The organism is Natrinema sp. 74 (assembly GCF_046097095.1).
Lineage (GTDB): Archaea > Halobacteriota > Halobacteria > Halobacteriales > Natrialbaceae > Natrinema.
Genome location: NZ_CP175698.1, coordinates 3,107,016 through 3,120,877 on the forward strand (window position 1 = coordinate 3,107,016; position 13,862 = coordinate 3,120,877).

Here is a 13,862-nt window from a genome sequence, read left to right on the forward strand (position 1 = left end):
CGCGTGAGCGAGCACGCCGGCCCTCGAGACGGAGACGCCGATCGGGACGCGAAATCGGTCCGCACCGCCGACGACGCGGAGTCCCAGCGCGGTGTCTCCGACGCCGGCGGTGCTCGAGTCACCAGACGGACGCTTCTCAGCACCGCGGGAACGGCCGGTGCCGTCGGGCTCGCCGGCTGCACCGCGCGCCAGTACCGAGCGCCGCCGGACTGCGGCCCCGTCGCGACCGCCGCGGAGAACGCGGACGGCTATGTTCCGCTACCGGCCGACGACGAGATATCGATGTTCCGGCGCGGACTCCGCCGATACGGCTACTATCCCGACGAAACTGTTCCCAACGCGGTCCACAAAGCGTGGTCGTTCCCGGTCAACCGCATCGGCCACACCGCGGCCAAGTCGACACCCCGGCCGACGCCCGATGGCGAGACGGTCCTCGTCGCCGGCGATACCGGGACGATCCACGCCGTCACGCCGACCGGTGAGCACAGGTGGCGACTCGAGACCGGTGCCGGTCGAAGCCTCGGCTTCCACGGGACGCCGGCGATCGTCGGCGATACGGCCTACATCGGCGGCTACGATGGCGAACTCTACGCCGTCGATATTCCGACCGGCGATATCGTCTGGCACACGCGGACCCGCGACTTCGGCGACGCGATCGCAATCGGCTCGAGTCCCGCCTACATCGACGGCTCGCTGTACGTGCTCACCGAACACAAAAACCCCGCCAGTGGCACGCTGTGGGAGATCAACGCCGCCACCGGGAATCCGACATGGAGCGACGACCGCCTCTGGGGGATGCCCCACCCCTCGCCCGCGATCGACTGCGAGGCCGGCCGGCTCGTCACCGGCTCGAACGACGGCGTCGTCTACTGCTGGGAGTTCCCCAGCCTCGAGTTCGCGTGGTCGTTTCGGGCGGGCGGCGAGGGTGGCCCCGACGGCGAGGCCGTAGCTGACGGGCGCTTTCACCTCGGCGCACAGATCAAGGGGACGATCCCGGTCTCCGACGGCGCGGCGTTCGTCGGCTCCTGGGACGGTCAATTCTACCGACTCGACCTCGAAGACGGCAGCGAAGAGTGGTCGATCGACACAGGGCAGGTCGTCATGTCAAATCCGGCGATCGATCCCGATGCGGGGATCGTCTATCTGGGCGGCGACGACCACTACGTCCGCGCGCTCGACGCCGAAACCGGCGACGTGCTGTGGGCGACCGACGTCGGCGGCCGGGTCATCGGCTCGATCACGGCCACCGCCGAGTCGATCCTCGTCGGCTCCTACGACGCCCATCTTTACGCCCTCGACAGGGCGACCGGCGATCGGCGCTGGCGGATCAAAAACCGTGGCCACGTTACTAGCGGCGCGATTCCGAGAGGTGACCGGATCTATTACGCCGAGCGCGGCGTCTTCTCGAACTACTACGACGAGGACGCGGAGACCGTGTTCGAGGAACCCGGTCAGGCCTACTGTCTGGTTCCCGACGAGTGAGGGCCGTTTCGGGCGGCCGACGCGGCTCGAGTGCGACCCGAACCCACGGCGAGTCGCGCAAAGCGGCCGGCACAAAAGCGTGGATTCAAGTATGCGCCGAGACTGGTCTCGCGTATGCAAGATCAGGGACGCTCTACGCGCAAGCGAACCGGCGGCCGACTGAAGAACGTTCGAAAGCGCCGCAAGGACGAGCTCGGTCGCCTGCCGACGGAGACGGAGGTCGGCGAGCCCCGATTCCGAACGGTCGACGTTCGGGGCAACGGCACGAAGACCCGCGCGCTCTCGACGAACGTCGCGAGCGTCAACAAGGGCGGCGAAACGGTCTCCGCGGAGATCGAAGACGTCGTCGAGAACGACGCCAACCCGAACTACGTCCGACGGAACATCATCACGAAAGGCGCCGTCATCGAGACGTCGGAAGGACAGGCCCGTGTCACGTCCCGTCCCGGCCAGACCGGGCAGGTCAACGCCGTTCTCGTCGAGTAACGCCTTTTGACTGCGGTCTCGTACTCGATCGCCGCGAGTTACTGCTCTGCGAGCGCGACGATGTTGCCGTAATCGTCGCCGTAGACGAGTGTGCCGTCAGCCACTGCGACTGACCCCGAGATGCCGTACTCGGCGTCGTAGGTCCAGCGTCTCGAGCCGTCTGAGACGTCGAGCGCGTAGAGGATTTTGTCCCAGGTACCGACGTAGAGGACCCCGTCCGCGACAGTGGATTCGTCGGAACCGGGTGCCCCGTTTCCCGAACCATCACCGTCGTCGGGGCCCGGCAACGTCGTACAACCGGCGACCGTCGTCGCGATACTCCCCGATAGAAGCTCTAACACGGAACGTCTACGCGTTCTCTCGACACCCATAACCCGTATCGGAAAGAAATTGTTTTGAATTTTTACCAGTTCGGTCGTCGGTTACGGCCGCGGTGCGGCCTTTTGTAACGCTGTCTCGGCGACGTTGCCGCCGTAGTCGGCGCTTCGGGACAGTGAGTCGACGATCAATCCCAGCGACTGGGCCTGTGCGGGCTCTAAGTCCCGGAGCATATCGTCGATTTGCCTGGTGTATTCGTCGATCTCGAGGACGGCCTCGTGGGCGTCGTGGCCGAGCTGATTGGCCTCGTCGGTGTCGTCGGCGAACAGCGCGTCCATCGATTGCTCGAAGACGGTCGCGACTTCGGCGTGCAGTCCGTGGAGGGCATCGGCGACGTCGGCGGGAAGGGCGTCGAGTTTGAGCGCGATATCGCTGATCTTGACGGCGTGATCGGCGATCCGCTCGAGTTGGCGGGCACTGGAGTGGAAGTCGAAGCAGTCCTCGCGGGAGACGCCGAGTTCCTCGACTGCACGCGGGGACCGAAGGGTCGCACGGAAGATTCGGGAGACGACAAGCCAGAGGCGGTCGACGTCGTCGTCGCGTTCGATCACGTCGTAGGCGATGTCGTCGTCGTTCTCGATCAGCGCCGCCACCGCGTCCTCGAGCATCGATTGGGCGATCAGGCGCATCCGAGTGACGGCGTTGACGATCGACAGCTCCGAGGAGTCGAGTAAGTCCTGAATCACCACGCTATCGCTCGTCTCCTCGAGGACTTCGACGCCGACGAGTCGCTGGGTCGCGTTGCGGATCGCGCTTCGCTGGTCGGTCGTGATGCGGCCGGCCTCGAGGCGGATGATGTCGAACCCGCTGACGTACATCGTCATCACGGCCCGCTTTAGTTGCTCGTCCGCGAGACCCGAAATGTCGAGAGACCCTTTCTGACGGTCCGTCTCGCTGTGCGGCGTCAGGAGGAGTTCGTCCCCCTCGGGATAGAACTCGACCGTCGTCCCGCTGCTCACGTCGTTTTCGGTCGCCCACGTCTTCGGGAGCGAAACCGTGAACGTCGACCCGCCAGTCACCTGCACCTTTCGCGTCTCCATGTGCCTCGATTCCCACTACAACAATATAAATCCACTAGACTATAGAGAGGTACGAATTCCTCGTCTGATGGCGCGATTGTCGGTGTATCGGGCATTTTTGGTACCTAGTCATTCGTACTACTCCATCGCTAACCGTTATCGTATATATCAATATATAGAAAACATGTAGCTATGGACTGGGAGGACCGCCGGCCGATGTCCACCGGACGCACTGATCGACCGAAAGCGACTATCGACTATCTTCGAGATCGACGAACGCGTCGGCGTCCGCCGATAGCCAGGTGGTCACCAGGTCCGTCTCGGAACACTCTCGGGGAACGACCGTACATCGGTTTGCTCGGTTTTCGTACCGGACCACGACCGACTCGAGGTCGAACTCGTCGCTCGCGTACTGCGTGGCCGTAGCCAGTCGCTGTTGGATGGAGCGATCGTCGTAACCGCCGGTGGATCCGTTCATGGGTTTCAAGCCGTCTACCCGGATCCAACGACGATACGTACAAAGCCACTGCTAATTGTAATATTGAGCGATCCATACCGGTGCTAGGGCCTCCGTACGGACGCAGTATCGGTCGACCGAATCATCCGAGAAGGAAGCGGGTATCGATCGAACCGCCGGCCGAAACGTCTCATTTCGGCGGCTCGCCACCGAAGCGGACCGATCGAAATTCACGTCTCCGTTCGGCGACCGCATCGTGGGCACGTCATCGGCGGCGTGGGCCAACAGTGGCCGGGTCGGATCGACGCCACCGTGGACGACGAGCCCGCCGTCCCAGACGATCGCGGTCGGTAACGACTCGAGGGACTGCGAGTCCACCGCGTCGAGCGCCGGGAGCGGACCGAGATCGAGTCGGTCCAGCAGCGCCTCGAGCGCGTCGGAACAGCCGTGAACGTCGCCCCGGTTCTCGAGGTCGATGTGCCGGCTGTCGAACGGTACCGTCTCGTCGGACGCGGTGGTATCGATCGTCACGCGGTATACGTCCGGATACGTCGGAAAAGTCGGATAAGTCGTTTATATGTTCAGTACGGGACACTATATAGCAGCGTGTAGTCGAGCGCAGTACACACCGGCGCACCCGGGCCGCGAGACACCGAATTTCTTTAGGGTCGACCACGCAGCGGGCGTATGCACGTCGTCGTCAACGCCGCCGTAAGCGCGGACGGCAAACTCTCCTCGCGCCGGCGCGAACAGCTCGCTATCAGCGGCGCGGACGACTTCGCGCGGGTCGACCGTCTTCGAGCCGACAGCGACGCCGTCGTCGTCGGCGTCGGCACCGTCCTCGCTGACGATCCGCACCTGACGGTCAAAGACGAGACGCTGCGCGCCCGGCGTCGAGAGAACGGCCGGCCGGCGAATCCCGCGCGGGTCGTCGTCGACTCTAGCGGGCGTACGCCGACCGACGCCGCGATTCTCGACGACGCGGCGGCGACCTACGTCTGCCTGAGCGAGGCCGCACCCGTCGACCGACGGATGGATCTCGCCGACAGCGCCGAGTTGATTACGGCGGGCGACGAGCGGGTCGACCTTCTGCCGGCGTTCGCGGCGCTGCAGGAGGCCGGCCTCGAGCAGGTCATGGTCGAAGGCGGCGGCGAACTCATCTTCTCGCTGTTCGAGGCCGGGCTGGTCGACGAGCTACGGGCGTTCGTCGGCCCGAAACTCATCGGCGGCCGCGACGCGCCGACGCTCGCCGACGGCGACGGATTCGTCGCGGACTTTCCGTCGCTCGAACTCGAGGCGGTCGACCGACTCGACGACGGGGTCGTGCTCACGTGGCGCGTCGCCGACCGATAAGCGATCGCCGGTCCGACGGCGGACTCGAGCGTCTGCCTACTCGAACTCGGGCTCCCGATCCTCGACAAACGCCGCCATCCCCTCGCGCTGGTCGTGCGTGCCGAAGAGGCTCGCGAAGGCGCGTTTCTCGTACGCGAGGCCGCTTTCCTGTGATCCCTCGAGCCCCTGGTTGATCGCCTGCTTCGCCGTTTGCATCGCGAAGGCCGGCTTCGCAGCGAGCCGGTCGGCCAACTCGGCGGCGACCGTCTCGAGTTCGTCGTCTGCCACGACCTCGCCGAACAGGCCCGCCTCGGCGGCCGAGTCGGCGTCGAGCCGTTCGCCGAGGAAGATCATCCGGCGCGCGGTCTCATCGCCGACCAGCCGCGGCAGCCGCTGGGTGGCCCCCCAGCCGGGGATGATCCCGAGATCGATCTCCGTGTTACCGATCAGCGCCGACTCGCCGGCGACGCGGAGATCGCAGGCCAGCGCCATCTCGCAGCCGCCGCCGAAGGCGTAGCCGTTGACCGCGGCGATCGTCGGCGCGGGAAAGGCCTCGAGCGCGTCGGCCACGTCGTGGCCGAGTTCCCCCCATTCCTGGGCCGCTTCCGGCGAGAGATTCCGCATGTACGTGATGTCCGCGCCGGCGATGAACGCGTCGCCGGCCCCCGTCAGGACGAGCGCCCGCGCGTCGTTCTCGGCCGCCTCCTCGAGCGCTTCGCCCATCGCCTCGAGCGTTTCGACGTTCAACGCGTTGAGCGCGTCGGGGCGGTCGATCGTCAGCGTCGCTACGTCGTCGTCCCACTCGAGTCGGACTGTGTCCCAGGACATGTGCCGGCGTTCAGCGGCCATCGTCAAATCAGTTCGGACGCCGGAGACCGGCCGCGGTAGTCCTTCGACAGTCGTCCACCCGTCACATCTTTCCTCGCAGACGTTCTACGTGTGGCTATGGAACGCGCAACGTTTGGCGGCGGCTGTTTCTGGTGCGTCGAGGCGGCCTTCGAGGAACTCGCGGGCGTCGAATCGGTGACCTCCGGCTACGCCGGCGGTCACACGGACAATCCGAGCTACCGCGAGGTCTGTTCGGGCAAGACCGGCCACGCTGAGGTCGTCCAACTCGAGTACGATTCCGACGAAATCGCCTACGCGGACCTCCTCGAGGTGTTCTTTACGATCCACGACCCGACCACGAAAGACCGCGAGGGGCCCGACGTGGGCTCGCAGTATCGGTCCGCGATCTACACCCACAGCGACGACCAACTCGAGACCGCCCGAGCGTTCGCCGCGGAACTCGAGGCAGAGGGGCTCTACGACGGGATCGTCACCGAGATCGAGCCGCTCGAGGCGTTCTACGAAGCCGAGGCGTCCCACCAGAACTACTTCGAGAAGAATCCCAACGACGCCTATTGTACGATGCACGCGGCCCCGAAAGTCGAAAAAGTCCGCGAGAAATTCGGCGAGAACGTCGCCACGCAGTAGTCTCGAGGGACGACAAACTGCAAGCGCCGCTCGTCCGACCCGAGCGGCGTCCGAGCGATCGAGCGTCGGTTCGCAACACCTGACGTTTCACCGTGGCATCTGCGGAATGTGGCACGCATTGCCGGCCGAAGCGATGCGGCGAGCCGTCGTTTCGAAGAGGTGCAATTGGGTGCTAAACACCTGTGCGTCGGCTTTGAACACGTAGCACGCGCCGGGTTCGAGCGACCCGCGCGTGAACACGATCGTCATCGAGTGGACGCGATCCGTCTCGGGTTCGCTGCGAACGACGTAGCCGGTGTACTCATCGGGGCGTGTCAGCTCCGAGATCGTTCTGCCGTTCGGTAGCCGCAGGAGTCGAACGGTGGTCGGTGCCGGCAGCCGGTCGACGACTCGAACGGTCATCCTCGGCCGATAGTCGTCCATGGGAACCAGTACTAGCTGCCCCGAGTTTCCGCCCCCGTTCGACGCCATCCCGGAGAGTATCGTCCGCCGGTCTATCGACGCGGTCACGGAGTCGGATTCGGGCGCGGCCGAGTCACTCGCCGCGTCAGATCTCCGGTCGGTCTGTGTCACGCGATGTGGCATTGGAGGTCACCGTCGCCGACGTTCGCACGACGTCCGCGGACGCGCGGTCCGGCACTGGGTCCGATCCGCCGACATCCGCAAACGAAGTCGTCGACGGTGGAGATGCGTAAAAATGGGGTCAGAGACCTACTCTAACGTCGTCGCGATGAGATTCAGCGTCGAACTGAACATCGACGCGTCTTCCCCGAGCGTGGCACTGTCACCGCTACTGAAGGTTTGATCGCGCACGAACAGGAACGTCGTGGGTGATATTGGACCGTCCTGTGCCTGATACCGGATAACGTAGCCGTTGTACTCGTCCGGTTGAGAGATCTCCGGAACGGTCTCTCCCTCAGTGGTCTGGAGAATCCGCACCGTCGTTCCCGTCTCGAGTTGCGAGACGACATCGAACGACTCTCCGGCTTCGTAATCGTACGTGAACAGTATTACTTGCCCATCGTCATCTTGCACCATTGTTATTCACCTCCGTTGCCGGCGGTCTCGTTCTGACCTGCCGTCTCGTTTCCGCCGTTCGTCTCCGTGTCGCCACCGCCGCCACCGCCACCGCCGCCCAGCGTCGTGTTGAGGAGGTTCAACTGCGAACTCAGCACCGACGCGTCCTCGCCGATCGTCCCGCTGTCACCGCGGCTGAGACTGGCACCGCGCACGAACAGGAACGTCGTGATTCCCGACTGTTGGCCGATGTCGTACCGGATGATGTGCCCGTTCCATTCGTCGGGTTGCGAGATCTCCTCGACCGTTTCTCCGTCTAACTGCAACACCTCGACCGTCGTGCTCGTCTGGAGCGGGGCGACGACGTCGAAGTTTGCCCCGGGGTAGTAACTGTCCGCGAAGATCGCTACCTGGTCTTCTTGGGCACCGACCGTGGCCGTGCCGAACGCGCCCGTTCCGAGCGTGAGTGCGCCCGTCGCCAGGGCACCCTTCGCCATGAACGACCGCCTCGAGTCGCCTGTCGTTTCTCGTTCACTCATTGTTCTCTCTGTCCCATCAGGGACACCGAGACGTTGGCCGAGTTGTCGAATAAACGCCAGCGACCGTTTCTTTCCGTATCAGTTAATTTAACCAGACCGGAGTGGTCCGCGAGTCGTTGCTTTCGAGAGAGGTTGTGGATGCGCTAGTTACGGCTCAGCGGGGAACTCGGTTACGAATAGTTTCGTTCATAAAAGAGCCGATTTGCGGTGACCTGACACGACGGTCGCACTACCGGCGACCGTGTCAGTCCAATCCCTCGATAGAAGTTCAGCATTGAGTTCCGCGACCGGGGAGATAATAACTGGGGCGGGTGACAGCCGCGTACTGCGATCGGTAGCCGCGACGGGCCGCCGAAAGGATGCAGTTAGTGTCGATATGGCGACGGTACCCGTCTACAACAGTCAGTAATCGCGACCGATCGACCGGGATGAATCGGTGCATCGATACCGCTCGTCTCGTCGAACGGACCGATCGCCATGACCGCTCGTAACTCGCGCGAAAACACCGCCTTGTAGGCGCTCGGCCGGCGCGTGAACGAACGGAAACGCGTTTCGACCGGAGCGTGCGTTTCGACGACAGTCAGGCAAGTAGAGAGATGACGGACGGATGACCGGCAACGAGTCATCTCCTGTTCGACGGACACGCAACGCGAAAGCCAGTGTCGCGCTACTCGGTCGCTTCGGACTCGAGTTCGAACTGGTTGTGTTCGGAGACCGTGTTGAGGACGATGCTCGTGTTCGACTGGTTGATGTCCGGATCGGTGATCAGGCTCTTGATCTGCTCGTTCATATCGTCCGTGTCCGTGAACTTCCCGATGGCGATCACGTCATAATCGCCGGTCACCTCGTAGACCGAGATCATCTGGCTGTGATCTTGCAGCGTCTCGGTGATCTCGGGCAGCGCGTTCCCTTCGGCTTTGAGTTGGATAACCGCAGTGACGTCGTAGCCGACGGCGTCGTAGTCGACCTTCGGCGTATAGCCGTTGATCACGCCCGATTCCTCGAGGTTGGAGAGGTGATTTGAGACGGTGGTGACCGAGACATCGAGTTCTTCGGCGAGGCTGCGAAGGCTCGTTCGGCCGTTGTCGAGGAGTTCGTTTACGAGATCTTCGTCCAAGTTTTCGTAGGTCATTGTGTGCTATATATGTCCCTTCGTATTAGGGACTTACGCATATCCAGTTCTGGCTGATTCCACTGTGGGAGTTTCCACCGTGCGGCGACTCGAATCGGTCGGCCAGTGCTCCCGCGTTGACCTGTTTCGGACTACGAACGAGCAGTTATCCCGCTGAGGACTGTACCCTGCCAATGGGAGCCGCGTTCACGACCGACGACGAGATCCGGTTGCGCGACGACTGTTGAGCGCGGTTCACTGATCGTTCGCCGACCAGTATTCGAGGCCCGTGCCGAACCGATACGGCTGATCTATGTCCGACCACCCGTTCCCACACGACGTCGTCGAAGCGGTCACCGACGAACACGAGACGGATCGAGCGCGACTCGAGGCCCTCCTCGAGCGAATTCAGGAGGCCCTCGAGCGCGGCGACGAGAACTACGAGTACTCGTCACAGCACACCTTCGCCTGGAACGACGCGGATGCGTTCTACCTATACGGTGACGGGATCTGGGAGACGCTGGCGGACGAGCTCTCGCTGGAGCGACAGGCGGCGGCCGCGGCTCGCGCCGTGCACCGGCGGGACATGCTCGAGTCCGCGAGACGGCGAGGAGACGTCGATACCGTTACCGAACAGTTCGATGACGGGGCCGAGGCACTCGTCGTCGCTAACACCGCAGACGGAGCGCCGCTGTTCGGACAGGACGTGTAGCCGTCCGCGGCGCTCCGGCCGGCCCAGCGGGGTGCGACGGTCTCTCGAGTGGCTCACGGAGGCGTTCGGTCGACGCGGTACCAGCAGTAGCCGTAGCCCGCCAGCTCGATGGCGACGGAGTCGCCTCCGGTCAGTTCCGTCCGGCCATCGCCGAAGATTTCGACGAGGTCGGCGTCGACGTCGAGCGTCACCTGCCGAGGGTCGTCGGTCAGATTGTGGACGGCGATCACGTCTCGGTATCGGTCACTAGCCATCCGGTGGCAGACGACGCTGTCCGGTTCCGTCTCGAGGAGCGCTATCGTCCCGCGGCCGAACGCGGCGTGCTCTTGACGGACACTGATCGCCCGGCGCATCCACCAGAGCAGGGAGTCGGGATCGGCCCGCTGCTCGTCGACGTTGACCCGCTCGTAGCCGAACTCGCCTTCGGAAACGACCGGTCGGATCAGCTCCTCGGGCGGAGCCGAGGAAAACCCCGCGCTCTCCTCGTCGGCCCACTGCATCGGCGTCCGCACGGCGGTTCGTCCCTCGAGCGAGAGGTCATCGCCCATCCCGATTTCGTCGCCGTAGGGGATGACCGGCGTTCCGGGCATCGAAAAGAGGAGGCTGGCGGCCAGTTCGAGCAGCCGGCGGTCGCCGAGCATCGGTGCGAGCCGTCTCCGGCTGCCGCGTCCGTAGATCCGCATCTCCTCGTCGGGTGCGAACCGATCGAGCACAGTCTGACACTCGTCCGCCGAGAGCCACTCGAGGTTGAGTTCGTCGAGGTTCCGCAGGAAGTTCGCCCACTGGCCGTTCTCCGGGGGGACAGGGATCGATCGGAGGCCATCGGTCAGCGGCTCCGCACGCTCCGCGGCGAGCGCGGCGAAGAGGTAGTCGGTAAGCATGAAGTCAAACAGCAGGTGCATCTCGTCGCCCGTGCCATCGCCGAAGTACGGCGCAACCTCCTCCGGCGTGCCGCCCGTTTCGCCGAGGAGGATCGCGTCCTCGTTCCGCCGGGAGACGAAGGCCCGGTACGCCTTGAGAATGCGGTGGGGCTCATCGAGTTCGGTCGAGTCGAGCCCCTTTCGCTGGATCAGAATCGGCGTGGCGTCGATGCGGAACCCGTCGATGCCGAGCTGTAACCAGAAGTCCATGATGGTACGGATTTCGTCGCGAACATCGGGATTCGAATGGTCCAGCCCGGGCTCGAAGTCGTAGAACCGGTGATAGTAGTACGCGCCCGCCTCGTCATCGTAGCTCCAGACGCTATCCTCGCTCGGGAAGATCGGCGCTTTCTCCGGCTCGGGCGGATCGTCGGCCCAGACGTAGTAGTCGCGGTACCTCGAGTCGGGATCTTCCCGCGCGCGTTGAAACCATGGGTGTTCGCTCGACGTGTGATTGACGACGAGATCGACCACCACCTTGATCCCTCGCTGGTGGGCCTGTCGGACGAACCGGACGAAATCGCCGAGCGTACCGAGTCGCCCGTCGATGGCGTAGTAGTCCGCGACGTCGTAGCCGTTGTCCCGGTCCGGAGACGGGTAAAACGGCAGCAGCCAGAGGCAGGTCACCCCTAGCCGATCGAGGTACTCGAGGCGGTTCGTCAGCCCCTCGAAATCGCCGACGCCGTCCCCGTCCGAATCCGCGAACGTCTTCACGTCGATCGCGTAGACGAGGCCGTTCTCGTACCACTGTTCGCCGGTCTGGTTCCGAAGCTCGGTGAGCGCGTCGGACGTCTCCGATCCGTCGTCGGCGTCGACCCGCTCGGGGCTCATCGCCGGCTCCTCCGTCTCGCAGTAGTCGACTCGAGGTCGGCCGTCAAATCGCGGTCGTCCGACGCGTGGCAGCCAGAATCAGCCATTCGTAGGCCGTTCACGGAACCGTTCGATAGAGGTCGTGCATGCACTTGCCGCGCTGTCGGTCTCGAGTGGACCGCGAGCTCGCCGTCCGGTCAGGAAATCCCACACGACGCCTAAGGAACTCAAGAGCTTACCGCGCGCATGGACGGTGACTGTGCTTGGCGAGAGGCGGTCGTCTACCAGATCTATCCGCGGAGCTTCAACGACTCGGACAGCGACGGGATCGGCGATCTCCGCGGCATCGTCGAACGAGTCGACTACCTCGCGGCTCTCGGCGTCGACGTGGTGTGGCTGACCCCGGTGTACGATTCGCCGCAGGTCGACAACGGTTACGACATCCGCGACTACCGATCGATCCACGACGCATACGGCACGATGGCCGACTGGACGGCGCTGCGCGACGCCCTCCACGAGCGGGACATCCATCTCGTCATGGACCTCGCGGTCAACCACACCTCCGACGAGCACGAGTGGTTCTGTCGGTCGCGACGCGGCGACGAGGCGTACCGGGATTACTACGTCTGGGAGCCGGGCGAGCCGGACGAGCCACCGAACAACTGGGAGTCGTTGTTCGGCGGGTCGGCGTGGACGTACGACGAGACGCGAGCGGCGTGGTATCTCCACCTCTTCGACGAGCGCATGCCCGATCTGAACTGGCGGACGCCCGCCGTCCGCGATGACGTCTCCGAGCTGATGAACTGGTGGCTCGAGCGGGGGATCGACGGTTTCCGCCTCGACGTGATCAACCTCCTCTCGAAGCCGGCCGGCCTCCCGGACGGCGATCCGGCCGCGTCGATTACGGGGGCGGGCCACTTCGTCGACGGACCGCGGATCCACGAGTACGTCCGCGAGCTGCGCGACCGCGTCTTCGCGGCGGACGACGTGATGACGGTCGGCGAGACGTTCGACGTCACGCCGGCAGAGGCCCGGCGGTACGTCGTCGAGGACGGCCTGGACATGGTCTTCCCGTTCGAGCACATGGATATCGACGCCGGCGGGAGCGGCCCGTGGGACATTGCCGACTGGGAGCTGGCGGACCTGAAGGCGGTCACCGAGCGGTGGCAGACGGCCGTCGGCGACGGCTGGATCGGCCTCTACCTGAGCAACCACGACCAGCCGCGGCTCGTCTCGCGATTCGGAGACGAGGCGTACCGGACCGAATCGGCGACGATGCTCGCCACGTACCTGTTTACGCTCCGCGGGACGCCGTTCGTCTATCAGGGACAGGAACTCGGTATGACGAACCCCCGGTTCGAGAGCATCGACGAGTACCGCGACCCGGCGACGGTCCTGCGCGTCGAGCGGGCCGTGCAGACGGGCGATATCGACGCCTTCGCAGAGATCCGGGACGCGGTGAACTACTGGAGTCGGGACAACGCACGCACCCCGATGCAGTGGAGCGACGCCGAGCACACGGGGTTCACCGATGGGACGCCGTGGATCAAGGTCAACGCGAACTACCCCGAGGTAAATGTCGAGCGCGAGTCAGCGTCCGAGGACTCGGTGCTCTCCTACTACCGCCGACTGATCGACGTTCGGGCGGCCCACCCCGTGCTGGTCCACGGTCGGTACGAACCGATCGCGCCGGACGATCCGAACGTCTTCGCGTACCGTCGGCTGGCCGACGACGCCGACGAGCAGGTGCTGGTCGCGCTGAACTTCACCGACGGCCGACGGGACCTGCTCGAGATCGACGGCGAACGGCAGCGATCGTCGCGTACCGAAACTGGCGGCGCCTCGATGGCAGCGTTCGGGGCGCTCGAGCGCGAGGACGCCGAACTCCTGCTCAGAAATTACGGACCGACCGCGAGCGACGAGCCAGGGTCGGTTGCCCTCCGGCCGTACGAGGCCCGGATCTACCGGCTCGCTACGGAGTGACCGGCGGTCGGCCAGACGGGCCTGGCCGACACCCGCGGCCTCGAGGTGGAGAGCAGGGGCTCGAGGACGCCGCTCGACGGCTGTGAAAAGATTCAGTCGATCGATACCGACGTAATCGGTGCGGTTAGCGGATTCGCGAG

At 64.5% G+C, this 13,862-nt stretch carries 16 protein-coding genes; 6 read left to right on the plus strand and 10 right to left on the minus strand.

The genetic code is table 11. The features are described from left to right. Positions 1-3: 3 nt before the first annotated feature. Both ACJ70B_RS15520 and ACJ70B_RS15525 read left to right on the plus strand, forming a co-directional pair. On the plus strand, positions 4-1,482 hold the full coding sequence (locus tag ACJ70B_RS15520; protein ID WP_408957894.1) for a PQQ-binding-like beta-propeller repeat protein: 1,479 nt from the start codon (positions 4-6) through the stop codon (positions 1,480-1,482). A 114-nt stretch (positions 1,483-1,596) separates the two neighbouring features. Next, a complete protein-coding gene (locus ACJ70B_RS15525) occupies positions 1,597-1,968 on the plus strand; it encodes a 30S ribosomal protein S8e (RefSeq protein ID WP_310909511.1) in 372 nt (123 codons plus the stop codon). A 38-nt stretch (positions 1,969-2,006) separates the two neighbouring features. Here the strand turns inward: ACJ70B_RS15525 and ACJ70B_RS15530 are convergent, their stop codons facing one another. The 4 genes from ACJ70B_RS15530 to ACJ70B_RS15545 form a co-directional block, all read right to left on the minus strand. Further along, positions 2,007-2,309 (minus strand): PQQ-binding-like beta-propeller repeat protein, encoded by a 303-nt coding sequence (locus ACJ70B_RS15530; RefSeq protein ID WP_408957895.1) that lies wholly within the window; start codon positions 2,307-2,309, stop codon positions 2,007-2,009. Positions 2,310-2,390: 81 nt separating this feature from the next. Further along, complete coding sequence (locus tag ACJ70B_RS15535; RefSeq protein ID WP_408957896.1) at positions 2,391-3,386, minus strand: PhoU domain-containing protein; 996 nt, start codon at positions 3,384-3,386, stop codon at positions 2,391-2,393. 229 nt (positions 3,387-3,615) lie between these two features. Next, positions 3,616-3,843: a hypothetical protein gene (locus tag ACJ70B_RS15540; protein WP_408957897.1), complete on the minus strand. Its 228-nt coding sequence runs from the start codon at positions 3,841-3,843 to the stop codon at positions 3,616-3,618. 51 nt (positions 3,844-3,894) lie between these two features. Then, a complete protein-coding gene (locus ACJ70B_RS15545) occupies positions 3,895-4,353 on the minus strand; it encodes a hypothetical protein (RefSeq protein ID WP_408957898.1) in 459 nt (152 codons plus the stop codon). A 156-nt stretch (positions 4,354-4,509) separates the two neighbouring features. On the opposite strand from ACJ70B_RS15545, the gene ACJ70B_RS15550 reads away from it, so the two are divergent. Continuing rightward, on the plus strand, positions 4,510-5,175 hold the full coding sequence (locus tag ACJ70B_RS15550; protein WP_408957899.1) for a 2,5-diamino-6-(ribosylamino)-4(3H)-pyrimidinone 5'-phosphate reductase: 666 nt from the start codon (positions 4,510-4,512) through the stop codon (positions 5,173-5,175). A 36-nt stretch (positions 5,176-5,211) separates the two neighbouring features. Here the strand turns inward: ACJ70B_RS15550 and ACJ70B_RS15555 are convergent, their stop codons facing one another. After that, positions 5,212-5,982 (minus strand): enoyl-CoA hydratase/isomerase family protein, encoded by a 771-nt coding sequence (locus tag ACJ70B_RS15555; RefSeq protein WP_408957900.1) that lies wholly within the window; start codon positions 5,980-5,982, stop codon positions 5,212-5,214. A 117-nt stretch (positions 5,983-6,099) separates the two neighbouring features. Between ACJ70B_RS15555 and msrA the strand changes: the two genes are divergently transcribed. Continuing rightward, a complete protein-coding gene (msrA, locus tag ACJ70B_RS15560) occupies positions 6,100-6,630 on the plus strand; it encodes a peptide-methionine (S)-S-oxide reductase MsrA (protein WP_408957901.1) in 531 nt (176 codons plus the stop codon). Between the two features lie 87 nt (positions 6,631-6,717). Here the strand turns inward: msrA and ACJ70B_RS15565 are convergent, their stop codons facing one another. The 4 genes from ACJ70B_RS15565 to lrp all read right to left on the minus strand — a co-directional run bounded on the left by ACJ70B_RS15565 (position 6,718) and on the right by lrp (position 9,318). Further along, the gene (locus ACJ70B_RS15565; protein WP_408957902.1) at positions 6,718-7,032 is read right to left on the minus strand and encodes a hypothetical protein; all 315 of its coding nucleotides are present in this window, start codon (positions 7,030-7,032) and stop codon (positions 6,718-6,720) included. 309 nt (positions 7,033-7,341) lie between these two features. Beyond that, on the minus strand, positions 7,342-7,668 hold the full coding sequence (locus ACJ70B_RS15570; RefSeq protein WP_408957903.1) for a hypothetical protein: 327 nt from the start codon (positions 7,666-7,668) through the stop codon (positions 7,342-7,344). A 2-nt stretch (positions 7,669-7,670) separates the two neighbouring features. Then, complete coding sequence (locus tag ACJ70B_RS15575; protein ID WP_408957904.1) at positions 7,671-8,186, minus strand: calcium-binding protein; 516 nt, start codon at positions 8,184-8,186, stop codon at positions 7,671-7,673. A gap of 667 nt (positions 8,187-8,853) precedes the next feature. Continuing rightward, complete coding sequence (lrp, locus tag ACJ70B_RS15580) at positions 8,854-9,318, minus strand: HTH-type transcriptional regulator Lrp (RefSeq protein WP_408957905.1); 465 nt, start codon at positions 9,316-9,318, stop codon at positions 8,854-8,856. Positions 9,319-9,610: 292 nt separating this feature from the next. On the opposite strand from lrp, the gene ACJ70B_RS15585 reads away from it, so the two are divergent. After that, on the plus strand, positions 9,611-10,009 hold the full coding sequence (locus tag ACJ70B_RS15585; protein ID WP_408957906.1) for a hypothetical protein: 399 nt from the start codon (positions 9,611-9,613) through the stop codon (positions 10,007-10,009). A 53-nt stretch (positions 10,010-10,062) separates the two neighbouring features. Here ACJ70B_RS15585 and ACJ70B_RS15590 read toward each other — a convergent pair whose 3' ends face one another. Further along, entirely contained in the window at positions 10,063-11,760 is a 1,698-nt protein-coding gene (locus ACJ70B_RS15590; protein WP_408957907.1) for an alpha-amylase family protein, read from the minus strand. A gap of 225 nt (positions 11,761-11,985) precedes the next feature. On the opposite strand from ACJ70B_RS15590, the gene ACJ70B_RS15595 reads away from it, so the two are divergent. After that, positions 11,986-13,722 (plus strand): glycoside hydrolase family 13 protein, encoded by a 1,737-nt coding sequence (locus tag ACJ70B_RS15595; RefSeq protein ID WP_408957908.1) that lies wholly within the window; start codon positions 11,986-11,988, stop codon positions 13,720-13,722. Positions 13,723-13,862: the final 140 nt, after the last annotated feature.